At 46.5% G+C, this 23010-nt stretch carries 16 protein-coding genes; 6 read left to right on the top strand and 10 right to left on the bottom strand.

Annotated features, from left to right (window positions below; all coding sequences use genetic code 11):
- The first annotated feature begins 3 nt into the window (after nucleotides 1-3).
- Together nrfA and ECHVI_RS04235 are read left to right on the top strand one after the other, a co-directional pair.
- Nucleotides 4-1497: an ammonia-forming cytochrome c nitrite reductase gene (gene nrfA / locus ECHVI_RS04240; RefSeq protein WP_015264715.1), complete on the top strand. Its 1494-nt coding sequence runs from the start codon at nucleotides 4-6 to the stop codon at nucleotides 1495-1497.
- 58 nt (nucleotides 1498-1555) lie between these two features.
- Entirely contained in the window at nucleotides 1556-4669 is a 3114-nt protein-coding gene (locus ECHVI_RS04235) for a cytochrome c biogenesis protein CcsA (protein WP_015264714.1), read from the top strand.
- On the opposite strand, the gene ECHVI_RS04230 is transcribed toward ECHVI_RS04235, so the two are convergent.
- The 3 genes from ECHVI_RS04230 to ECHVI_RS04220 all read right to left on the bottom strand — a co-directional run bounded on the left by ECHVI_RS04230 (nucleotide 4670) and on the right by ECHVI_RS04220 (nucleotide 7590).
- Complete coding sequence (locus ECHVI_RS04230; RefSeq protein WP_015264713.1) at nucleotides 4670-5233, bottom strand: DUF4256 domain-containing protein; 564 nt, start codon at nucleotides 5231-5233, stop codon at nucleotides 4670-4672.
- A 47-nt stretch (nucleotides 5234-5280) separates the two neighbouring features.
- On the bottom strand, nucleotides 5281-5877 hold the full coding sequence (locus ECHVI_RS04225) for a YdeI/OmpD-associated family protein (RefSeq protein ID WP_015264712.1): 597 nt from the start codon (nucleotides 5875-5877) through the stop codon (nucleotides 5281-5283).
- A gap of 219 nt (nucleotides 5878-6096) precedes the next feature.
- A complete protein-coding gene (locus ECHVI_RS04220) occupies nucleotides 6097-7590 on the bottom strand; it encodes a M14 family metallopeptidase (RefSeq protein ID WP_015264711.1) in 1494 nt (497 codons plus the stop codon).
- A 270-nt stretch (nucleotides 7591-7860) separates the two neighbouring features.
- On the opposite strand from ECHVI_RS04220, the gene ECHVI_RS04215 reads away from it, so the two are divergent.
- Nucleotides 7861-8871, top strand: coding sequence for a dipeptide epimerase (locus ECHVI_RS04215; protein WP_015264710.1), 1011 nt, complete (start codon nucleotides 7861-7863; stop codon nucleotides 8869-8871).
- 96 nt (nucleotides 8872-8967) lie between these two features.
- Nucleotides 8968-10026, top strand: a complete 1059-nt coding sequence (locus ECHVI_RS04210; RefSeq protein ID WP_015264709.1) for an aminotransferase class I/II-fold pyridoxal phosphate-dependent enzyme — start codon at nucleotides 8968-8970, stop codon at nucleotides 10024-10026.
- A 168-nt stretch (nucleotides 10027-10194) separates the two neighbouring features.
- Here the strand turns inward: ECHVI_RS04210 and ECHVI_RS04205 are convergent, their stop codons facing one another.
- The 4 genes from ECHVI_RS04205 to ECHVI_RS04190 form a co-directional block, all read right to left on the bottom strand.
- On the bottom strand, nucleotides 10195-10941 hold the full coding sequence (locus tag ECHVI_RS04205) for a 1-(5-phosphoribosyl)-5-[(5-phosphoribosylamino)methylideneamino]imidazole-4-carboxamide isomerase (protein ID WP_015264708.1): 747 nt from the start codon (nucleotides 10939-10941) through the stop codon (nucleotides 10195-10197).
- 194 nt (nucleotides 10942-11135) lie between these two features.
- Complete coding sequence (locus tag ECHVI_RS04200; protein ID WP_015264706.1) at nucleotides 11136-12182, bottom strand: WD40/YVTN/BNR-like repeat-containing protein; 1047 nt, start codon at nucleotides 12180-12182, stop codon at nucleotides 11136-11138.
- Nucleotides 12183-12375: 193 nt separating this feature from the next.
- A complete protein-coding gene (gene uvrA, locus ECHVI_RS04195; protein ID WP_015264705.1) occupies nucleotides 12376-15192 on the bottom strand; it encodes an excinuclease ABC subunit UvrA in 2817 nt (938 codons plus the stop codon).
- Nucleotides 15193-15271: 79 nt separating this feature from the next.
- A complete protein-coding gene (locus tag ECHVI_RS04190; RefSeq protein WP_157501208.1) occupies nucleotides 15272-15874 on the bottom strand; it encodes an SIMPL domain-containing protein in 603 nt (200 codons plus the stop codon).
- A 437-nt stretch (nucleotides 15875-16311) separates the two neighbouring features.
- On the opposite strand from ECHVI_RS04190, the gene ECHVI_RS04180 reads away from it, so the two are divergent.
- Together ECHVI_RS04180 and ECHVI_RS04175 are read left to right on the top strand one after the other, a co-directional pair.
- Complete coding sequence (locus ECHVI_RS04180) at nucleotides 16312-16914, top strand: RNA polymerase sigma factor (protein ID WP_015264703.1); 603 nt, start codon at nucleotides 16312-16314, stop codon at nucleotides 16912-16914.
- On the top strand, nucleotides 16889-17125 hold the full coding sequence (locus ECHVI_RS04175; RefSeq protein ID WP_015264702.1) for a hypothetical protein: 237 nt from the start codon (nucleotides 16889-16891) through the stop codon (nucleotides 17123-17125). The genes ECHVI_RS04180 and ECHVI_RS04175 overlap by 26 nt, the downstream gene beginning before the upstream one ends.
- A 1345-nt stretch (nucleotides 17126-18470) precedes the next feature.
- On the opposite strand, the gene ECHVI_RS04170 is transcribed toward ECHVI_RS04175, so the two are convergent.
- The 3 genes from ECHVI_RS04170 to ECHVI_RS04155 all read right to left on the bottom strand — a co-directional run bounded on the left by ECHVI_RS04170 (nucleotide 18471) and on the right by ECHVI_RS04155 (nucleotide 22952).
- The gene (locus ECHVI_RS04170; protein ID WP_015264701.1) at nucleotides 18471-19997 is read right to left on the bottom strand and encodes a sodium:proton antiporter; all 1527 of its coding nucleotides are present in this window, start codon (nucleotides 19995-19997) and stop codon (nucleotides 18471-18473) included.
- Between the two features lie 184 nt (nucleotides 19998-20181).
- A complete protein-coding gene (locus tag ECHVI_RS04160) occupies nucleotides 20182-21408 on the bottom strand; it encodes a Glu/Leu/Phe/Val dehydrogenase dimerization domain-containing protein (protein ID WP_015264700.1) in 1227 nt (408 codons plus the stop codon).
- Nucleotides 21409-21875: 467 nt separating this feature from the next.
- Entirely contained in the window at nucleotides 21876-22952 is a 1077-nt protein-coding gene (locus ECHVI_RS04155) for an anhydro-N-acetylmuramic acid kinase (protein ID WP_015264697.1), read from the bottom strand.
- Nucleotides 22953-23010: the final 58 nt, after the last annotated feature.

Here is a 23010-nt window from a genome sequence, read left to right as displayed (position 1 = left end):
GCTATGAAAAACTGGATTTTATTTTTAATTACGGCGGTAGTGGTTTTCCTTCTTGCCATGTTAGCGTATTCCATCATGGACCGGAAAAACGAGGCCAAATACGCCTACCAACCTAAAGTGGACATTGGGAATATCGAACCTCGGGATTCCATCTGGGGGCTCAATTATCCCCGGCAATACCAGTCCTATATGAAAACCAAAGACACCAGTTTTCATAGTATGTACAATACTTCCGGCCATGCGGCAGTCTTGGAGGAAGATCCCGAGCTGGTGATCCTCTGGGCAGGTTACGGCTTCAGCAAGGAATATAACCAGCCTAAAGGCCATGCCCATGCCGTGGAGGACATTCGGAAGATCCTGCGGACAGGTGCTCCCATGGAAGCAGGCGAAGGTCCTATGCCCAGTACCTGCTGGACCTGCAAAAGTCCCGATGTGCCCCGGCTGATGAAAGAAATTGGCGTGACCGAATTTTATAGTAAAAAATGGTCGGACCTAGGTGCCGAAGTGATCAATCCCATAGGCTGCGCAGATTGTCATAATCCCGAAACCATGAACCTTACCATTACCAGACCAGCATTGATCGAAGCCTTTGAAGCCATGGGCAAAAACATCAACGAATCGAGTTACCAGCAAATGCGAAGCTTGGTTTGTGCACAGTGTCATGTCGAGTATTATTTTGCGAAAGATGCCCCAGGGAAAGAAGGGGCCCAGTATTTGACCTTCCCTTGGAAAGACGGGATGGATGTCGAATCCATGGAGGCCTATTATGACGAATTGGAATTTTCGGACTGGGTACATCCCATCAGCAAAACGCCCATGCTCAAAGCCCAGCACCCGGACTATGAGCTTTATTCCTTAGGAGTACATGCCAAAAGGGGCGTTTCCTGTGCCGACTGTCACATGCCTTATAAAACCGAAGGCGGGCAGAAATTTACGGATCACCATATCGGCTCACCGCTGAGCAATGTGGAAAATTCGTGTTTTGTCTGTCACCGGGAGAAAAAAGAAGACCTGATCACCGACGTCTTTGAGCGGCAGCGGATGGTCAAACAAGGGGCCCAAAAGCTCATGCGTCTCGTTGCCATGGCCCATATCGAAGCAGGAAAGGCTTGGGAACTCGGAGCTGCTGAGGACCAGATGAAGCCTATTCAGGAAGGCATCCGTCATGCCCAATGGCGCTGGGACTATGCGGTGGCCTCTCATGGGGCGGCTTTCCATGCCCCGCTGCCCACGAACAGCATCATCACCTCGGGGACATCCATCATCGAAGAGGCCCGCCTCCAATTGGCCCGTTTACTGGCTGACCTTGGGCATAATAAGCCGGTGGAAATGCCGGATTTTAAAGATACCGAAGCACTCCAGGCATATGTCGGGATGGACATGGAAAAGCAACGGGCACAAAAAGAAAAATTCCTTGAAGAAGTGGTGCCAAAGTGGTTAGAGGAAGGCAAAAAGCGGGAAGCTGGATATACCATCGAAATGATATCGAACGAGTAATTTCGAGCTCCGGCTATACCTTTGACCATAAACTCATATTGAATAACGAAGCCCTTTTATGCGATTATTAAAATTGCTGATCTCCAGCAAATTCATGCTGGTTCTCTTGATTTCTTTTGCTTTGGCCATGGCGGTGGCCACCTTTATTGAAAACGATTTTGGCACGCCTGCAGCTTGGTCCTTGATTTATGAGTCGTGGTGGTTTGAGATGATCATGGTGCTGTTGGCCATCAACTTTTTGGCCAACATCCAGAGGTATCAGCTTTTTAGCCGAAAGAAATGGCCCATTGGGCTCTTTCACGTTGCCTTTGTCATCATTATTTTGGCGGCAGGTATTACGCGGTATTTTAGCCATGCCGGTACCATTCACATCCGGGAAGGGCAAGCCCAAAACACTTATTATTCCCAAGAGAAATACCTACAGGTACGGGCGTTGAAAGAGGGGAATTCCCAGCGTTTCTTCAAGCCGTTGAAATTAACGGACAAGACCTTTCAGGCCACTACCGTATCCCTTCCTTTCCAAGATCAGCTGAGCGTCAATATCACCCGCTACATCCCCCATGCCAAGCCGGAATTTATGCCCGGTGAGCAGGATTATCTGGACATGGCTGTGACCATGGGAAGTGGTCGCGAGGACATGATATTGCCCATCGGTAAAAACCTGGCGATGAACGATCTGCAGCTGGCTACAGATGAGGAGAGTGCTTCGCCCATAAAGATTTATAAAACGGATTCCACCTGGATGATTGCCAGTGATGTTCACCTACAAGTGATGCAAATGAGCAATCAACAACTTGGCGTGCTGCATTCAGGGGATGTAAAACCCCTAAAATTGCGAAGCCTTTACCAATGGGAGAATGGAGCCTTTGTCATCAAGGGGATCCATGAAAACAGTCAATTGACCTATGAGGAGGTGCAAGATCCCAAACTGGCCGAGCAGCTTCCCGATGCGGTGCTTATGGAAGTCTTGGATCATGATGGCCAAGTCATCGACCGGCAATATGTCTCGATCGTGAAGCTTGCGCCTGAATGGAGGCGTTTCCGCTACCAGGACACCCAATATGAATATACTTACGGTCCCAAAGCCCATACATTGCCCTTTTCGCTTTACTTGAAAGATTTTGAAATGCAGCGGTACCCCGGCAGCCAGAGTCCCTCCAGCTATGCCAGTAATCTGGTGGTGGAGGATGCTACCTCTTCTTTTGATTACCGGATTTACATGAACAATGTGCTGGATCATGGTGGCTACCGGTTTTATCAGGCCTCCTATGATATGGATGAGCAAGGTACTGTCCTCTCTATCAATCAGGACAGGTTGGGAAGTACGTTGACGTATGTCGGGTATTTTTTACTGGGACTTGGCATGTTTTTCACGCTATTCACTTACAACAGCCGTTTCCGGCAGCTAAACCAACACCTCAAAAAGATAAAGGCCCAAACGGTATTGCTGGGCTTGATGTGCTTGCCTGCTTTAGGGCAGGGACAAACCATGGATCAGCAGGCCGAATGGGTGGTTCCGGAAGGCCAAGCGGAGCAATATGGGATGTTGGTCGTCCAAGATCTGGATGGGCGCATGAAGCCGCTCAATACCCTGGCCAATGAGATCGTCCGAAAGCTTTCCGGTAAAACCACTGTTTCCTTGGAGGGCAGTGAGGTGACCCTAAACCCCGAACAGTTATTGCTGGCAGTGCAGATGTATCCGGAGATGATGGGAAGTTTGCCGTTGATTAAGATCGACGCCGAAAAAGGGCAAATGATTTACGAGTGGCTCGGGCTTTCCCCTACCGGAAAGGTGAGTTTTTTGGATTTTCTCGACGCAGAAGGCCAATACAAGCTCCAACAGCAAGTGGAAAAAGTGCACTTGCTCAAACCTTCGGAGCGGAATGAAGCTGACAATGAACTCCTAAAGGTAGATGAGCGGTTCAATATTTTCTTTGGCTTGCTTACAGGAGACTTCTTGAAGCTCTTTCCAAACCGGCTGGATGAAAACCATACGTGGTTTACCCGTGAAAATTACCGCCAAAACTTCCCCGAGGAGGACATGAAATTTGTCCAGCATATCACAGGTATTTACCTGCAAGGGCTGCAGGAAGGGCTGGAAACGGGGCAATGGGACAACGCCACGGCCTCTCTGGACTATATTTCCCTGTACCAGCAAAAGGCAGGTGCACCTGTTTATCCTTCAGAAGACCGCATTGAAGCGGAGCTGTTATACAATAAACTGAGCTTGGGCAATCGCCTTTTTGGCATCTTTTGGCTGTTAGGCCTGTTGATGTTGGTGCTGGCGATATGGGGCACCTTTAGGGAGGATAAATGGCTGCAGCGCTTCTGGAACATTGGCATGGTATTGAGTGCGCTGGGGATGCTTGTCTTTACCTTTCACCTTGGCCTTCGGTGGTACATTGCCCTGCATCCACCGTGGAGTGATGGATTTGAGATGTTGGTCTTTGTGGGTTGGGGCGTCTTGTTTTTTGGGCTGATTTTTTCCAGAAAATCCAGGTTTACCGTTCCCCTAGGCTTACTGTTCTCTGGTACGCTGTTGTTCGTGGCATTTTTGGAGTGGCTCAATCCGGAGATCACGAACCTCATGCCTGTGCTTCATTCTTATTGGCTGAAGATCCACGTGGCCATTATTGTCAGTAGTTATGCGCCATTGGCACTGGCGGCTGTGATGGCCCTGCTGACGATGATCCTTTTGCTCTTTACCCCTAAGCATCCACTGGTCAAATGGTGGAAGAGCCTGTTGGAGCTGTCCATTGTAAATGAATTGGCGATTACCATAGGCCTATTCCTTTTGGCCATTGGGACTTTTCTGGGCGGTGTATGGGCCAATGAAAGCTGGGGACGCTACTGGGCATGGGACCCTAAGGAGACATGGGCGTTGATTTCGATTTTGGTATATGCTTGTGTTCTCCACCTTCGGTTGGTGCCTGGGCTGAAAAACTTCATGGTGTACCAATTGGCCAGCCTTTGGGCGTTTGCTTCCATCATCATGACCTCTTTTGGCGTAAACTATTACCTCTCGGGCCTGCATTCTTATGCCAAAGGCGACCCCGTGCCTATCCCCACTTGGGTGTACTGGTGTGTGGCCATTTTGTTGGCCATTTCCATCGGGGCGATATATCGTTACCGCAAATTTCCCTCTGACATCAAAGCCTATTTGAGGGTTTAGCTAAACCCTTACCGTTCCCCTGAACCCACGGGCTCCATAATAGGAGTCCGCGCCATTATGGTAAAGAAAAACGGTGTCATATCGCCGATCACAAAACAACGCTCCGCCCAGTTTGCGGATGGCTGCAGGTGTATGGATCCAGCTGGAGGTTTTAAGGTCAAACTCCCCCAGTGTTTGAAGCAAACGGTACTGTTCTTCATTCAAAAGATCGATGCCCATCATCGCGGCCATTTCCACTGCACTGTCTTGTGGAGGGTACTTTTTACGCCCTATTCGCGCGTCATGATCGTAGCAAATACTCCTTCGCCCTTTGGGGCTTTCTGCAGCACAATCACAAAAAATGTATTGGTCCGTAGCTTTATCCAGGCCAATGACATCCGGCTCCCCACCGGTGGCTTCCATTTGGTCGATGGACCAAAGGCGAGAAGGGTGCGCTAAAAGTTTATCCTCGATGGCTGCCCATTGCAGCCCTTGGTGCCGCTGTGGATACTGCTCAAAACGGCCCTTCAAAGTGGCCAATAGCTCCTCGGACGCTTCGTTGTCTAATTTTTTATTGGTACTCATCTTTTCACTTCGTTAGGCCTTCAGTTTATCCATAAAATTACGACACGCTAATCGTTCAACCCCAAACCGTCAAAGATTCTTGGAATGGCCTTTTCAATCCTGGAAACCTTGGTCTTGGACTGCTTGGGTTGGGCAAAGTGGAGCAAGTAGCCCCGCTGTCTCCCCGGCGTAAGGTGTTCAAAGGCCTTTTTCAGGTCGGGGTTCTGATCGAGGTATTCTTTAAATTCTTCAGGCATGTCAAACTCCTTGGTCTTTTTGAGCTTCACTTCCAAGCCCGCCTTTTCGACCTCAATGGCTTGATAAATATAGGCTTTTAAGACAGGAAGATTGTCCGAAATTTCCTGCGTGCTCGTAAACCTAATTTGACGTGCTGCCTGCACATTTTCGGTCTGCTGGATGAGCAGGGAATCGGTGTCTTTTAGGAGGGCTCCCTTGTGGAATAGCAAGGCGCAATATTCCTTAAAGCCATGGATTAGTACCACATTGGCAGGCTTTCCGGTCTTTCCTGAAGGGTAAGTGTAACAGGGAACGCCCCATTTGAGCGTCTCTGTCAGCCCACATTCCAGCACCAATTTCCGCAGGTGACCATAGGCTTCTTGCCACTTGCTGTCCTTTTCAAAGAAAAAATCAACTTTTGGGTTCATAACGGTTTATTTCTCATGAATTAATTTCCTTCCTTCTTCATTGCTTCCTAAGCTTAGCAAAAGGTTCCCCGTGGGGATTTCAAATCACCTTTTAAGATTTCCTGATTTGATCCTTCGGCCGGTGAAATTGGGATCGGAATCAGTATGTTTGAGGCAGAGCCCCTGCACGACAGTGGTGTTCCATATGGTGCGTCCAGGCGAGCATTTTTCCACTACTGCTTACCAAACCCGTTGCTTCAGCCCTTTGATGACTGGTTTTTGCAGGTCGATCAAGTAGCCGTTGACGATGGCGTGGGTAAGCTGGTCGTTGCTTTTCAGGAAAAAATTCGCGGCACTGCCCGTGGTAATGCCATGGGGAATGCTGTCCTGTTGATGCAATACCACTATGGGCAAATCATGCAAGCCATCCTCGGGAGCGTGGTTTACCTTAACGGCAAGGTGGCCATCCCGAAGAAGGGCCAAGGCTTTTTCGGGAGTAAGGCTGCTAAGGGAGTCCAGCGCTTCTTCAGCGACTTTTCCCGGACTGAGGGTCTTTCCGCTTGCATCCAGCTCTTGATAGCCGTAATAAACCGAGAGATCTCCCACATCATCCAAGGTTCCGCGTACGGCATAGGTGCCATTCCCCGTTTCTTCATTGCGCCGTTTGATGCCTAAATCCAATTGGTAGTTTCCCTTATCATTTTTGATGGTGACATTTTTCAGGATCACGTCCATCAGCATATTGTCGTTATCGGGAATACGAAAATAGTCCTCCACCGCAAAGCGGGTGTAGTCACCAGTGGCAATTTCATAAAGGGCGTTTAAGATGATCATAAAATTGAGCTGGCGAATGTACTGTTTATCTGGGTCTCCCGGATAGCCACCTGACTCGATCAAGATGGTGCTGGTGCCCCATTTCTGAAAATTGTCACCAAATGCCCTCGGCTCAAAGGCATCATTGTATTTGCCCACTTGGCCAGGCGTCACTTCTTGGAGAATCCGGTTCATGCCCACGATCACCTGCATGGCTTTGGCGCGGACGTCATTTACCTCTGTTTTATAATTGAATGCCGGTGCCAAGACGGAGATGGTAGCGGGTTTGGGCGTTTGTTCGACGTTATAATATACCTGCTGGTCGTGGAGGTTAAAACCAAAATCTGCCGCAAACTCTTCCCGTGCAGCCTTAAGAATCTTGGCTTCTGGAGACACTTCCCTGATGGCATCACGGTTTAAGTCGATGCCGTAAGCATTGCGCCGTGTAAATCGCGCCGCCCCATCGGGATTGACCATGGGGATGAAATGGAGGCTGAGGTTTTCCTTGACGGCGTTTCGTATAGGAGCATAATCATCCTCACTTCCTTCCAGGAAATTAAACAGGTCAAAAAGCGCCATGGTTGCGGTGCTTTCATCGCCATGCATCTGGGACCAGAGCAGGACCTTGGTTTCCCCACTTCCATAGGCCAGCTGCTTGATCGTTCGTCCCTCGACCGATTGGCCGAGGGTGGATACTTGAAAAGTCTCCGAATGCTTTTCGATCAGCGGTTGCAGGTCGGCATGTTTGAACCTCCTGTGTGTAATGGCCGGTTCACGGTACTGCTCAAATGCTGCTTTTAGCACCGAGACCTGAAGGCTTTTCGTACTTTCTTGGGGTGTTTCGCAAGAAAGAAAACCCAAGGTAAAGCCTATGCCCAATATTAATTTTATGCTCAATCGTTTCAGGTCAAATTGCTCCATTTTTGTGGCGATTTAAAATTAGCTATTCCAAAAGTGACGTTTATTTTATCCCTTTGGCTCACTGTTTTCAGGGATTTTGGGCAGTTTCTGCGGAAAACTTTACATGGGAATTCATCATTCACTTTTTAATGTCAATCAAAATAATAAACTTCAAGCATAATTTGGTGTGAACAGCGAAAAAACAACCATACTGAACATTGATAGCCTGCAGCCAGCGATTTAATCGCCAGGAGTATCGATATTTGCATTTAAAACAACACGGATAGCCCAATGAAACTAGAGATACTGATCAAGCAATTGCCCCTGAAGCATACCTTTACCATCGCGCACCAAAGCCGGGATGTACAGGAAACGTTAATTGTACGTTTGACCGACGGGGAGCATTATGGCCTTGGTGAATCTACGACCAATCCGTTCTATGGCATGACGGTCGAGAACATGACTGCGGCCTTGGAGAATGCCCGGCCGATTGTGGAGGCGGGGAACTGGGATACTCCAGAAGCACTTTGGGAGGAATGTAAGACCATATTTGCCGACAATCCATTTGCCCAGTGTGCCTTGGATTTGGCCGCTTGGGACTTGTTTACCAAAAAGCTGGATGTCAAGCTTTATGAATACCTGAAATTGGATCCCTTAAATATTCCGACCACCAATTTTACCATTGGCATTGCTGACACGGCAAAAATGGTGGAAAAAATGAAGGAGCTGGATTGGCCCCTCTATAAGATCAAGCTGGGAACGGATCATGACCTGGAGATTGTCCGGGAACTTCGGAAGCATACCAAGGCCATCTTCCGTATAGATGCCAATTGCGCCTGGAATGCTGAGCAGGCCATTACGTATTCCCATGAACTAAAGAAGCTCCAGGTGGAATTTATGGAGCAGCCACTGGCAAAGGATGATTTGGAAGGCATGAAGGAGGTTTACCAACACAGTAAGCTGCCCGTCATTGCCGATGAAAGCTGTATCGTGGAAGCGGATGTCAAGAAGTGCCACGGATATTTTCACGGGATCAATGTCAAGTTGGTGAAAGCTGGAGGCATCACTCCCGGGCTGCGCATGCTTTATGAGGCCAAATCTCTGGGCATGCAGACCATGGTAGGATGTATGACGGAATCATCGGTGGGGGTGACGGCCATTGCCCATATCGCTCCTTTGCTGGATTATGTGGACATGGACGGGGCGATGTTGCTGGCAAAGGACATTGCCAAAGGCGTGCACATAGAACCTGGAAAAGTCACTTTCCCCGAAGGCCCAGGCATTGGCGCGGAATTGATCTGATTTAAGGGCAGTCCATTCGTCAAATCGATCCATTAGCCGACACCTGATCCACATCCCCAAACTATAGCGAGCACCGCAAAACTTTTGGAACATCCCATGCAGCACCACCCCATTCCCCATAAAATTGATCGTATTATCCCTTGGGAAGGCCGCGATTACCGGTATTTCAGCGGTACTGCTTATTTGGGAATGGGCAGTGTGCCGGCATTTGAAAAGCATATCATCCAGGGCATTCAGCAGTACGGCCCCAATCATGGCGCCAGTCGGTTTAGTAATGTGCAGCTGGAAGTGTACGATGCTTTGGAACAGCAGTTTGCCCGTGAAGCTGGCGCTCCGTTTGGAGCGTTGCTCAGTAGCGGTTTCATGGCTGGATACCTTTCCCAAACCCTTTTGTATGCCCTTGCCGATGAGGTATGGGCTGCCCCTGATGCCCATCCGGCGATTCTTCCGGCACATTTTCAGCCAGACCCCTCTCAGTCTTTTGGCGAATATGCTCAGGAATGCATCGAGAGAAGCCACCATACCAAAGGCAAAACCATTGCCATCCTCTCCAATGCCGTGGACACTATTTTGCCCTCCGTGCATGATTTTCATTGGGTAAAACAGCTTTCAGCAGAAAACACGTACTATTTGCTTATTGATGACAGTCATGCTTTCGGGCTTTTGGGAAAAGGCATCTATGGCACCTATGGCCAATGGAAATCCCTTCCTGCACGCTTGATCGTCGTGGGGTCTTTGGGAAAAGCCTTGGCGATTCCTGCTGGGATGATCTTAGGTGATGCTTTCTTTATCGAAAAGGTTAAAAACAGTGCGATCTTCCGGGGTGCCTCTCCTGCAGCACCGGGCTATTGCGAGGCTTTTCTAAACGCCGAAAGCCTTTATTCACGGCAGCAATCATTACTTCAGGAAAATATGGAGTACTTTTTTGGCCACTTGGATGAGGACACCAAAGCTGCGCTTCGTTACGATCCCCGCTTTCCCGTTGTGACCTTTAGAAATTCCGGGTGGGCCCAAAAGCTTCTCGATAAGGGGGTGATGATCTCCTCCTTTTCTTATCCTCGACCGGAAGATGCGCCGGTAGACCGGATCATTCTCTCCGCGTACCATACCAAGGAAGACTTGGACCTTTTGGCCGCAGCGGTACGGGAACAATAGAAGTCCAAGTATAGGTTTTATGGGATCAAGCCAGTATAAATTCTATTCAGTGCTGGTTACAGCATGCACTTGGTATCTCTGACGAAGGCATAAAGAGAAGGTGCAGGCGAAAACCTGCACCCTAAATGGTTTTTGATGCGAAGAATGATGATCGAATGAACCTTGCCGCTAAATAGGAGCTTTACAGCTCGCAACGAAGGTTTTCAGTTCTTCAGCCGTGATGTTTCCTGAATAATAAGCCTTTCCGAATACCACGCCTCTCAATCCCAATTCCTTTAATCGCTTAAAGTCGTCCACGTTCCGAACCCCACCACTGGCGACCAAATGAAGGTTGGGGAAGCGGGCAATAATTTCTTCATAAAGTTTAAAGTTAGGGCCTTCCATGACCCCTTCTCTGGTGATATCAGAGCATTTTAGGTACTTTAGACCTCTGTCATAAAAATAAGAAATCTGATCATACAAGTGGATATCGGTGTTTTTCTGCCAGCCTTTAATTTTGATCAGGTGGTCTTTGGGGTCAGTATCGGCGGCCATATTGATTTTTTCCCGCCCGTAAGAAATCAACCACTGGGAGAATTTCTCAGGGGAATTGGCCGCTACGGTGGCAGCGGTGATGGTTTTGGCACCATGTTCAAAAACCTTGATGATGTCTCCATCCGTTCCGACACCTCCGGTGAAATCTACGATTAATGAAGTATAGGCAGAAATGGTATGTAAAATATGATAGTTTTTAGGACTTCCTCTTCGGGCACCGTCCAAATCTACCAGATGAATGCGCTCAATACCGCAATTTTCAAATTCTTGTGCAATCTCAAGCGGGTTATCGGAAATCACCTGTTCGGTGGTAAAGTCCCCTTTTTTCAGGCGAACACACTTTCCATTGATAATCCATATAGATGGAATAATTTCAAACATTTTGGGTCAACGTTATCGGGTTAATTTGGTATGGCTTAGCAATATACCTCTCCAAGTAAGATAAAAAGCTACTGTTTCTAACCAAGCCTTTCCTAATATAACATTAAACCCATTGAATTAATAATAAATCCCTACAATTATTTTTAAACAAGGATTGCTGGTAATATTTGTCAGTTATCACCTTGGCTTGGCCGTTAATATTCCAGTTTGGCGATTTTTCCTTCTGGTCCAGATGCCCAAAGGGACCCTTCATTTTTAGCTAATTTTACGGCATGGAGCCCATAATCTGAGAATTTTGTCCAGTTTTCACCTCCATCAACGGAATAGTCCGCGCCGTTGGGGCCGACAGCCACCAGCCAACTCTTTTCGGGGAAATATGCGACCCCGGATCGGTAGCCAGCAGGAGGAGTGCCTTGAGGAGTTTGCCAAGTCTTGCCATGATCAAATGAAAAGGCGCTGTTTTTGGAAGTATTGTCCGGATCAAGGTAATCTCCACCGACAGCGACCAGGTGTCTTTTGTTCATGAAGGTCAGGGAAAAGATGCCTTGGGAAGGCTCTCCTTGTATAAATGGTGCCGGAATAGTATCCCAATCCACGCCGCCATTTTCCGAATAGTAGATATTGCTTTTCAGGCCTCCACTGGCAATCCAAATTTCATGGCCTTTGGCTACAATTCCGGATCCACTTGCCGCAAAGCTCGCTTCTCCTTCAGGAACTTTTGGTGTTCGGGTAAGAGGCTCCCAGGAATCCCCGCCATTTAGGGTGAGCAAAACCATCCATTTACCATCCACTGGATCACCATAGGCATATCCTCTCCTGTCATCCACAAAGGCCAATCCGTCCAAGAAGGCCTCTTCAGGCCCTTGATAGTGCTTTTTCCATGACTTTCCTCCATCTGTGGTCTTGTAGATTACTGCAGGTTGACCTGCTGAGACAGCCACTGCTGTGCTAGCATCGAAGGCTTCGATGTCCCTGAAATCCACGGTGTCCAGCCCCGCAATGACGCCCTTTTTCCAAGATGCCCCACCATCCAAGGTCAGCATCCATAGCCCATTACTGCCCGTGGCCCAGGCGATGTCTTCTGTCAGCGGAGAAAGTCCCCTGAGGGAAGCCGATGTGGGCGTGCTGATCGCCGTCCAGCCCAATGGAGAAGTTTGCTCTGTGGCTTGCGGAGGATTGCATGAAAAGGTAAGGCCTAAAAATGCCCAAGTAATAATGTGAAGATAGATATGGTGTTTCATTTCTCGTTAAAAATCTTGACGCCTCAACTAATGTTTAATTGACTTATACCTGATCCAGTGCCCCAAATTTACGAATGAGATGGAACAGGTCGCTTGACCCGGAATAGGTTTTACAGGAACTTAATTTTTCCAACCCAAAAGCCATCGGAAAAGTTTCTTTTTGCCCAAATGATAACCATGGGCTAACATTCCGCTAGGAAAACGATTCTCTCAGGTACTTTGCCGTGTAATTATCCTTCACTTCCCTAAGGGCTTCAGGTGTGCCTTCAAAGGTCACGTTTCCGCCCCGCTCTCCTCCTTCTGGTCCTAAATCAATCACCCAGTCCGCAGACTTGATGACTTCAGTGTTATGTTCGATGATGATGACAGAGTGTCCCTCTTCAATCAAGGCATTGATGGAATACAACAGTTTCTTGATGTCGTGGAAGTGTAGTCCCGTGGTGGGTTCATCAAAGATAAACAACACATGGTCCTTGGCTTTGTTGCCTCCTTTTCCGAGAAAAGAAGCCAACTTTACCCGCTGCGCTTCCCCGCCACTGAGGGTGTTTGACGACTGCCCAAGGCCAATATAGCCCAGCCCCACTTCTTGTAGCGGTTGGAGGCGGGAAATGATCGCGTTTTTCCCTTGGAAGAATTCCATGGCTTCATCGATGGTCATCTCCAGCACATCCGCAATGTTTTTATCTTTGTACGTGATGTCCAAGATCTCGTTTTTGAAGCGTTTGCCCTTGCAGGATTCGCACGTCAGAAAAATGTCAGCCATAAACTGCATTTCGATCTTCTGTGTGCCTTCCCCTTGGCAGGCTTCACAACGTCCGCCATCCACATTGAAGCTGAAAAAGGCAGGCTTATACCCCCGCTGCTTGGCCACTGGCTGGTCCGCAAATAAACTTCTGATGGCATCATAAGCCTTCACGTAAGTCACGGGATTTGAACGAGAGGACTTCCCGATGGGATTTTGATCCACAAATTCCACTTGGCTAATGGATTTATAATCCCCTTCTAGCTTGTCGAATTTTCCCGTTTCATCAATTACCGTCCCCAGTATTTTGCCCAAGGCCGGATATAGCACTTTTTTGATCAGTGTGGATTTTCCCGAGCCACTGACGCCCGTGATCACGGTGAGGGTGTTGAGCGGTATCTGGACATTGATGTTTTTGAGGTTGTTTTCACGGGCACCATTGATCAGTATTTTGTCCTTCCACTTCCTGTTGCCTTGTTTGATGTCAATTTTCTCTTCACCTTTCAGGTATTTTGCGGTATAGGTTTCTCCGTGGGCGAGGAGTTCGTCCAGCTTGCCCTGGAAAACCAATTTTCCACCATTGACCCCTGCTTCCGGCCCGATGTCCACGATTTCGTCTGCAGCCTTCATGATTTTTTCCTCATGCTCCACCACGATGACGGTATTGCCCATGTCCCTTAGGGATTTTAGCACGGAAATAAGCCGATCCGAGTCTCTGGGATGGAGGCCAATGCTGGGCTCATCGAGGATATACATGGATCCTACCAATGCACTTCCTAGGGAAGTGGCCAGCTTGATCCGCTGATACTCTCCTCCCGACAGGCTTGAGGTAAGCCGGTTCAACGTCAGATAGCCCAGCCCTACTTTATCGATATATTCCAGCCGGTTTAAGATCTCTTTGAGGAGTCGATTGGCGGTTTTTTCTTCCGCTTCGGTTAGCTGAATGTTTTGAAAAAATGCCAATGCCCGGTCTATAGGCATCAAAACAATGTCCGTAATAGAGTGACCGTTGACCTTGACATAGGCCGCATCCTTCCGGAGTCTGGTGCCTTTACAGTCTGGACAAGTGGTCCTTCCACGAAAACGTGAGAGCATTACCCGGTATTGAATTTTATGGGTTTTGCTTTGTAAATGCTCAAAAAAAGCATCGAGGCCCTTAAAGTAACTGTTTCCCTTCCATATCAAGTCCTTATGGGCTTCATCCAACTCTTCGTATGGCCGATGAATGGGAAAGTCAAAGTGAATGCCGTTTTTGATCAAAGGAGCTGCCCATTTTTTAGTGGTCTCCCCACGCCAAGGGGCAATCGCTCCCTCATAAATGGACAGCGACTTGTCAGGAATCACCAAATCAGGGTCTATGCCCAACACAGAACCAAAACCTTCGCAGGTTTTACAAGCCCCATAGGGATTGTTAAAGCTAAAGAAGTTGACTGATGGAAGCTCAAAGGACAAACCGTCCAGTTCGAAACGATCACTGAATTTTCTGGTTTCTTTTCCGGGAATGACCACAAAGCAATCCCCATGACCTTCGAAGAAAGCAGTCTGCACACTGTCGGCGATGCGGAAATGGTTGTCTTCATCGTCTTTCCTTACCACCGCCCGATCGATCAGGATTTCTATGTCACCATCAGGAATGGTTTTTTCCTCAAGCAAGTCTTCGACGTAATAGACTTCCCCTTCGATGATGATCCTTGTAAAGCCTTTTTGAAGCAATACTTCCAATTCCTTTTGCATCGTCCTGGAAGCGTTGGCCTGAAGGGGACAGCTGATCATTACCTTTTCACCTTCCTCGAAGCCATGGATAAAATCCACCACATCGGTTACCGTATGGTGTTTTACCTCTTCGCCACTAACGGGTGAAATGGTTCGGCCAATCCGACTAAAAAGGAGCTTGAGGTAATCATAGATCTCCGTGGTGGTTCCTACGGTGGACCTTGGGTTTTTGGTGCTCACTTTTTGTTGGATGGCAATGGCTGGTGAAACCCCTTTGATGTACTCTACATCTGGTTTTTCCATCCTCCCCAGAAATTGACGAGCGTACGAACTCAAGCTCTCAACGTACATCCGTTGGCCTTCTGCAAATAAGGTGTCAAAAGCCAAACTGGATTTACCGGAACCTGACAGTCCAGTAACCACGACCAATTTGTTTCGGGGAATGGCCACGCTCAGGTTTTTCAGGTTGTTTACCCGAGCATTTTTGATGATGATATATGATTTGGGGTCTAAATTCTCTATCGATGATGGATTCAAGGCAGTTGTCTCATTCATAGCGTACAAAGATACCAAGTCAACCTGTGAATTGGTAATTTGTTTAAAGCTGAATTCACTGGAAAAGTTCCCCGACGGATTAATCCTCCACTAAATGAGCCTTAACTTTGATTTTTTTGATCAATTTATCATTGTAGACAATCCCATCTACAGGGTATAGTTGATAATCATCCAACTCTTCCACCCCGATTATTTCAGCGTGCATATCAAGGGAGTCGGCATAGGCGGTGATGCGGGTTTTGGCATTTGCCAAGGCTTTTTGGAATGCCTTGTCCTGTAACGTACTGTTCGTTTCAGGGGATACAAAGTACCCATTACTGTTGATGTTGGCAGGAATGTCTTTCTCTTTGAGCAGTTCACTGATGCGGTCTTTTTCGGAAAGGCTATTCAGCACTATGGTATAGTTGACACCATAAATAAAACTTCCTGTTTGGTCTTTGTTGTCGTACATGCCATCTTTGTAGAAGTTTTCATTGGTTTTATCCACCCTAAATTCCTTCATGTCATCGCTTTCAAGCAGGTCTGAAAGTGTGTTTTTTTGGGCTAAGGTTCCGTTGAAGCTTACGTTGATACACGGTTTGAGATCGGTCAATTCGATGTGATGAATTCCGATAAGTTCTATAGTGTTTTCTTCCTTCGGGGTAGTGACATTACACGAGCCTAGGCAAATGCACAATAGCAAAAAAAAGCAATTTTTTAACATGAATCGGTGCATGACAAATTTTTTAAAGCGTTGTTGACTATTTCCACAGGTATCACATGAGCTCCACAATAAACGCGCCATCTAGGTTACGAAAAATATGTAGTTTTATTACTTTAAGAAGAATTTTTGTTACAAGTCCATGGCGGTACGGTTTTTCGTATGTTTTGGTACAAAAATTGACTATGGTTAAGATTATTTTTCCTGTTTTAGCAATCAGTCGAATATTCTGCTGAAACGAAAATAACAATCTTTAATTTGGATTATCCATCTAAGATGCCTATAAATTTAATAAAAAAATCAGTTGTTTCATTGCATTGTGTATTTCAAATATCTACATTTGGCTTTAACAACTATTGTTTCAACCCTAAATCCCGCAATATGAAGTAGACTTCTACGTTATTTAAACGTCAGAATTTATGAGTAAAAGGTTAAGACCGAAAGACAGTGAATTGATCGCTCAGTATAGAAATGGGAGCGAGGCTGCTTTTGAAGTGTTGGTAGATAAATATAAATCCCGTGTGTTTACGACGATTTATATGATAGTAAAAGATCAGGGTTTGGCAGAAGATTTACTTCAAGATGTATTTGTCAAAGTTATCCAGACCTTGAATTCAGACCGATATAACGAAGAAGGAAAATTTCAGCCGTGGTTGATGCGGATCGCGCACAACTTGGCTGTAGACTATTTCAGGAAGATGAAGCGTTATCCTTTCATTATGATGGAGGATGGCTCTAATCTGTTCAATACACTAAAATTTGCTGATTCCAATGTCGAAGACCAGCAGGTCAAAGACGAAACTCACGCTTTGGTAAGAGATCTTATTGATGAACTTCCAGAGAGCCAAAAACAGGTGCTGATCATGCGGCATTATATGGATTTGAGTTTTCAGGAAATTGCTGACCAGACGGGTGTAAGCATCAACACGGCACTTGGAAGAATGCGGTACGCGCTCATCAACATGCGCAAAAAGTTGAAACAAATAAATGTTGCCTATGACAAAATATTTTACCCCAAGTGAACAACTGATACAATATGTATATCAGGAAATGAGCGATGAGGAAAGCATTGCCTTTGAGCAGATTTTGCAAAAGGACAAATGCTTGATGCAGGAATATCTGGATACGCTGGACATGCTTGGTCGGCTTAACGATATGGTGCTGGAACCATCCGAAAAAACGATAAAAGCCATTCTGAAGAAATCCAAATCTTCTGGACTCGAAAAAGTCTAAACGTAAGCATTGAATATTGAATAGCAGCCCTTCTTGTTAAAACCAAGAAGGGTTTTTTTTGGATCATTCCGAAATGTTGAGGCCAGCCTATTTCGGTGGGTAAATATGTTCTTTGCCACCTGTGGTTGCTCTTTGGTCACGGATGAACACTGATGTACACAGATAGGATGCTTGAGGCATTGAAAATCTGTGTTGCTCCTTTTAATCCTTGGCTTACGTGACTTAAAAGTTTACGATGCACATGCCTTTGCTGATGAAGGGGGCTTATCGGCAAAGCTTGGATTTATCTAGTTCATAAATAAAATGCCATCCTTCTAAGGAAGCTGCCCTCGCAAATATTGCTTGATCCCTGGTATGGTGTGTGATATATACTAGAAAGCCAGCCCCGGAGGGGCGACACATCCATAGCCATGGGTTTTACCCATGGTAACTTACCCCATTCAACATGGCTGGTTTTAGCCGCATTTCCCACCCTATTCCCCATAAATTCCCGCTAAAACCCGTCAGCACCCATGGCGGAAACCATTGTTTAACCGTGTAAAGTTTTTTCATAAGAGCATGTCAACATTCATTCCTTGGAAAAGTAGCTTGATCCCATTTTGCATCAAGACGGTGTTTACCGAAGTGCTGAGCTAGGCTTTCAGCCTGAAAGGAAGAAATTATGGCGACTACACCCCAAGGCCTTGCCTTGGGCTAGGATGATAAAAGGCTTTCAGCCTTCGATTCCTGCATGGGGTTTGGGACTGGCACGTGGTCAAAAATGGTAAGGCCACGCATAAATTAACATATCACAACCTCCCATATTCACCCAGTGGATGCTGCAACCTAGGCCTAAAGGAAAATAATTGCCTAGTGCCTTCAAGCCTTGGTGGCTATCATTGTTTCGATAACCAAAGAAATTTATCGCCTCCAGTAGTATGGGTTGATCCACTCAATGTATTTCTTACCACCTGCGGTTGCACTTTGGTCACGGATGAACACTGATGTACACAGATAGGATGCTTTAGATATAGTAAATCTGAAAAGTTGGGATTGGCAGGTGGCCAAATGGTAATACCACGCATAAATAAGCAAACCAAAGAGTCTCATATTCACCAAGTGGATGCTGCAACCTAGGCCTAAAGGAAGATAATTGCTTAGTGCCTTTGAGCCTTGGTGGCTATCATTGTTTCAAGAACCAAAGAAATTTATTGCCTCAGTAGTATGGGTTGATCCCAAAACTGGGTTCATCCCTTTTACAGGTGGCCTGATCCGTGGTTCGTCAAGTGAGGGTGTTCCGAACCAAAAAGCGCCCAAACCATTGCTGGCCCAGGCGCTTTTGATTTATCAATTGGTGGTTTTTTTCTTAAACAAAGGCAAAGAATATCAGCCATGTAATGATCAATACCGGTAAAAGGATCGGTATGGAAAACCGAATGATGTAACCGAAGAAGGAAGGCATTTTGATGCCTGATTGCTCGGCGATGGATTTTACCATAAAATTAGGGCCGTTTCCGATATAGGTCATGGCGCCAAAGAACACCGAAGCAATGGATATGGCCATCAGCTGGAAGGCAGAATCATGGTAGCCGTCCATGGCAAAAGTCCTCACCATTTCTACATCACTAATAGTCGCTCCCCTGGAAGCCATGGCTGCAGCAAGGAAGTTAAGGTACGTTGGCGCATTGTCCAAGAATCCTGATAGCAACCCTGTGCCCCAATAGAGGCTGTTATGGGTGATCAGCTCTGCACCTGCGGGTGATTTGGCAAAGTTACCCACTAACTCCAAGGCAGGCATCATGGTGCCAAAAATCCCGATAAATATAAAGGCCACTTCCCGGATAGGCTCGAAGTTAAACTCGTTGCCTTTGATGGCTCTTTTATCGGCAAACTTATAAGAAAAGAACGCTACCGAAAACATGATCAGCTCCCGGATGAATGAGAATTTGGTGCCGTCATAGACAATGGCCGGTACCCAATCCAGTACATTGGGATCCAAGAATACGGAAATGATCACGATCAGTAACCACAGGAAGTTTTTGGAGCCGATCAGGGAAATTTTATTCGAATATGAAGTGGTATCTTCTATTTCGTCATCATTGGCAGCACAACCAAGCTTCTTATCAATAAAGAAGAATGCCGTAGCCAGAATGATCAAAGCGATTATCCATGCTGGCCAATTGTGCTCTAAGGTCCAGAAGAAAGGTACTCCTTTCAGGAAGCCTAAAAACAAGGGAGGATCTCCGATGGGGGTTAGGGAGCCACCGACATTACTGACCATAAAGATGAAGAAAATAATGTGGTACGCCCGAATATTGTTTTTGTTTAACCGGATAAATGGCCTGATGAGTAGCATGGAGGCTCCTGTGGTACCGATCAAATTAGCGATGATGGATCCTACGATCAGCAAAGTGACATTGGCCAGCGGCGTGGATTTTTTGTCTATACTGATCATAATCCCGCCTGAGGCGATGTACAAGGAAGCAAGTAAGGCGATAAATTGGAGGTATTCGGCCAGCGCATGGACAGGAGCATGCGTATTGTGCATGGCGAATATATAGTAAAGCACCACCAAAGCTGCCAGGATAATGGCCACCTTGGGATAATTATGATGCCAGAAATGCTCATAAAACAATGGCCCGGTAGCGATCATCAGTAACAGGACCACAAACGGAATAACCAGCCAAACGGGTGCGTGGGCATGTTCGGCTTCTCCTTCAGCATGGGCATCTGCATGGTGCGGGTCCGATGCATGATCCTTTTGGTCTTCGTGTCCCTCCTGATGTGCTGATACTTCTGTAGTTTGGTGATTGTTTTGAGCCATGAGACTGGCTGAGCCTGTATAAAACACTGCCCCCCAAACAATCCCAAAAGCAATAATAATGTTCTTCATTAAAATAGAATTAGATTAATTCGTCTTAGGTTTTGATTCTTTTTACCGCTAGGGATAAAAGTAGTTGAAGGAATACGCACCCCTAAACTACAGAATTTGAACCAAACCCACCAAAATAAATTCATATGGTCGGAATAAATTAATTTTATGTTAATCTTTATTCCTGATAAGTAGTTTTTCCACATTATATCAATTGGCGCAATGCGATTTCAAAAGATTTCGCTGCAATTCCCGTTTTGGAGGCATGTACATCTGAGGTTTTTTTCAAAGCCTTCAAGATGGTTTGGCTGACATCCTCAAAAATGGCCTGGTCCGTTACTTCACTGTGATCTTCCATGAGATAGGCAAAAGCCCGTGCCATCCCACAGTTGGCGATGAAGTCTGGTATGAGCCCAATCCGTTGATCCGCAGAAAGTGCGATTGGTCCGAAGAAGATTTCCTTATCGGCAAAGGGTACATTGGCCCCGGAAGAAATCACTTCCAAGCCTCCCTCAATAAGCCGATCCAACTGTTGCTGCGTCACCAGTCGGGAGGCTGCCGCAGGAATGAATATCTCATGGGCTAAATCCCAAACGATTTGATCCATGGCCTTAAATGGAATTAACTCATCAGCGACCAATTTATTGCCTTTTCTGTTTAGGAAAAGCTTTCGAACCTCATCTAAGCTGAGCCCATCGGTATTGATTATTCCTCCTGACTGATCGATGATGCCTACGATCTTGACGCCTTCCACTGCCAGAAAGCAGGCCGCCGAAGAAGCTACATTCCCCCAGCCTTGGATAATGGCCCGTTTGTCTTTTAGCTGGCCACCCCAAAGCGAATAATAATGCTTTACAGCTTCTGCAACACCAAATCCCGTAATCATATCCGACACCGTATACTTTTTTGGGCCATCCGGAGTGTAGTGTGGATCTTCCAGTACCTTGGAGACTCCTTGGCGCAATTGCCCGATCTTTTTGATTTTTTGTGGTTCGGTAGCGTGAAAATATCCATTTACGATACCCTCCTGTGGATGCCAAAGTCCGTATGACTCGGTGATGGGGATTACCGCATGGATTTCATCAACATTCAAATCCCCGCCTGTACCATAATAATTCTTCAATAAGGGCATCACTGCTTCAAACCACCTTTTCAGAACATCGTCTTTTCGGGGGTCATCTGGATCAAAGTTGATACCGGATTTAGCACCGCCGATGGGTGGGCCAGAAACCGTGAATTTTATCTCCATGGTTTTGGCCAGAGATTCCACTTCCCTTCTGTCCAACCCTTTACGCATCCGCGTACCACCTCCTGCCGCACCGTTCCTCAGGGAATTGATCACTACCCAACCTTCAGCTTCCGAATCGCTGTCACTCCATTCGAAAACAATTTCAGGCTTTTTGTCCTCAAACTGTTTAAGCAGTTTGTCCATACGATAAGATTTATCAGGTTGCACAAAAATATGAAAAATTCATAATCAGGCTATTTTTAAGGCTGATCTTTCAGTTGTCTTTGTTAAAAAAGTAAAAACAAGTTTATTTTCGTACTTAAGACTTGAGAATAGTGTAAAATACAGGTTTTCATGGTTACTCTATTTGGGTTTTACAAAGGCCTTCTACTTTTTCTATCGCCGTTGGATAATCCCATTAATGTAAGGAAAAGTATTCAAATTATCTCCTTTTTTCATGAAACTAGCAAGGCGGTCTTAAATGCCTATAAAAGGGAGCGATGATTTGGTAACGAATCCATTAAGTTGATTATGATACCGCCTCAAGGCAATATAATGCGTCTAGGACTGGAAGGATCCTTGGACAGTGCACAAGAGACGTGGTCTTTTTTGGGTATTGGCTTGGGGTAAGTGCCCGGTTCAGGAGAAGAGATTACCTTTATATTATGGTGTTATGGGTAATACACTCCTCCACAGCTATCTCTTGAGGCCCCGGTGACAGCAGCAAGGGTATTTATTTCGTTATTAATTCTCAGCACGCCCAAGAAGGCAAAAATCAACGCTTCTTTAAACTCCACGATAGAAGGTTCTGGGACGATGACAGTCGTTTCATTCCCCAGTTTTTTTTGGAGCTGATCAATAAAGAATGCATGGTAAGCCCCGCCTCCAGTGACGAGGAGTCTGTTATTAGCGGGGGGGAAAAACTGCTGGACTACCGTGGAAATTTGAACGGCATAATGTTCCACAAGTGTGGCCAGCAAATTTTCTTCTGAGTCGTTGTGTTTCTCTAAGAGGGGCAAAAATAGCCCTTCAATTTCTTCCCTGCCCAGCGATTTTGCATTTTTGGAGGTGTAAAAGTCGATGGCATTCAGCTGTTCCAGGAAGGTGGTGTTTACTTTTCCGGTAGCTGCAAGCATTCCTCGGTCATCATACGCTAGTCCTTTTCTAGCGGCGATTTCATTGAGCAGGAGGTTGAAGGGGGACACATCAAAGGCGATACGCTGTCCTTTGTAGACCATGGAAATATTGGAAATGCCGCCAAGGTTAAGACAGCCTTCATAGTCAGGAAAAAGGAGGTGATCCCCAACTGGGGCCAAGGGGGCGCCTTGCCCACCTAATGCCACATCAAAGCTCCTGAAATCATTGATTACCGGAAATCCAGCATTTTCCCGCAAGGTCCATCCCGAACCAATTTGTTTGGTCATGCCGAGGTGTGGCTGATGGAATACGGTATGGCCGTGGGAGCATACAGTCAAAGGTGCCAGGCGGTGCTTTTCACAAAATTCCCGGACTTGTGTCCCCATCCAAGCACCAAAATCCACATCCAGCAAGGCCAGTTGCTCCGCAGACAGCAGGTGGGACTGTCGGAGCTTTTGGGCAAGTTTACTGGGGAATGCTATGGTCTCGGCTTGGACGATCTCAAAGTGCCATTTGTCGTTTTTCCAAAAGGTACAGTAAGCGATGTCCAGCCCATCTCCAGAGGTCCCTGACATTAATCCGATGGCTTCGTACGTTTTGACAGGTTTCATAAGGGTTAAAGTTTGTTAAAAATGAAAGCTTAAAGTTAATTTTAATGAACGTATTTCA

The sequence above is a fragment of the Echinicola vietnamensis DSM 17526 genome, assembly GCF_000325705.1.
Taxonomy (GTDB): Bacteria; Bacteroidota; Bacteroidia; order Cytophagales; family Cyclobacteriaceae; genus Echinicola; species Echinicola vietnamensis.
This window is presented reverse-complemented; position numbering and strand designations above follow the sequence as displayed.

Coding starts and splice junctions, on each gene's coding strand:
- uvrA (WP_015264705.1), bottom strand. CDS start 15,192: ATGAATGAGACAACTGCCTTGAATCCATCATCGATAGAGAATTTAGAC.
- ECHVI_RS04155 (WP_015264697.1), bottom strand. CDS start 22,952: ATGAAACCTGTCAAAACGTACGAAGCCATCGGATTAATGTCAGGGACC.
- ECHVI_RS04235 (WP_015264714.1), top strand. CDS start 1,556: ATGCGATTATTAAAATTGCTGATCTCCAGCAAATTCATGCTGGTTCTC.
- ECHVI_RS04200 (WP_015264706.1), bottom strand. CDS start 12,182: ATGAAACACCATATCTATCTTCACATTATTACTTGGGCATTTTTAGGC.
- ECHVI_RS04175 (WP_015264702.1), top strand. CDS start 16,889: ATGACAAAATATTTTACCCCAAGTGAACAACTGATACAATATGTATAT.
- ECHVI_RS04225 (WP_015264712.1), bottom strand. CDS start 5,877: ATGAACCCAAAAGTTGATTTTTTCTTTGAAAAGGACAGCAAGTGGCAA.
- ECHVI_RS04160 (WP_015264700.1), bottom strand. CDS start 21,408: ATGGACAAACTGCTTAAACAGTTTGAGGACAAAAAGCCTGAAATTGTT.
- ECHVI_RS04230 (WP_015264713.1), bottom strand. CDS start 5,233: ATGAGTACCAATAAAAAATTAGACAACGAAGCGTCCGAGGAGCTATTG.
- ECHVI_RS04205 (WP_015264708.1), bottom strand. CDS start 10,941: ATGTTTGAAATTATTCCATCTATATGGATTATCAATGGAAAGTGTGTT.
- ECHVI_RS04220 (WP_015264711.1), bottom strand. CDS start 7,590: ATGGAGCAATTTGACCTGAAACGATTGAGCATAAAATTAATATTGGGC.
- ECHVI_RS04170 (WP_015264701.1), bottom strand. CDS start 19,997: ATGAAGAACATTATTATTGCTTTTGGGATTGTTTGGGGGGCAGTGTTT.
- nrfA (WP_015264715.1), top strand. CDS start 4: ATGAAAAACTGGATTTTATTTTTAATTACGGCGGTAGTGGTTTTCCTT.
- ECHVI_RS04180 (WP_015264703.1), top strand. CDS start 16,312: ATGAGTAAAAGGTTAAGACCGAAAGACAGTGAATTGATCGCTCAGTAT.
- ECHVI_RS04210 (WP_015264709.1), top strand. CDS start 8,968: ATGCAGCACCACCCCATTCCCCATAAAATTGATCGTATTATCCCTTGG.
- ECHVI_RS04215 (WP_015264710.1), top strand. CDS start 7,861: ATGAAACTAGAGATACTGATCAAGCAATTGCCCCTGAAGCATACCTTT.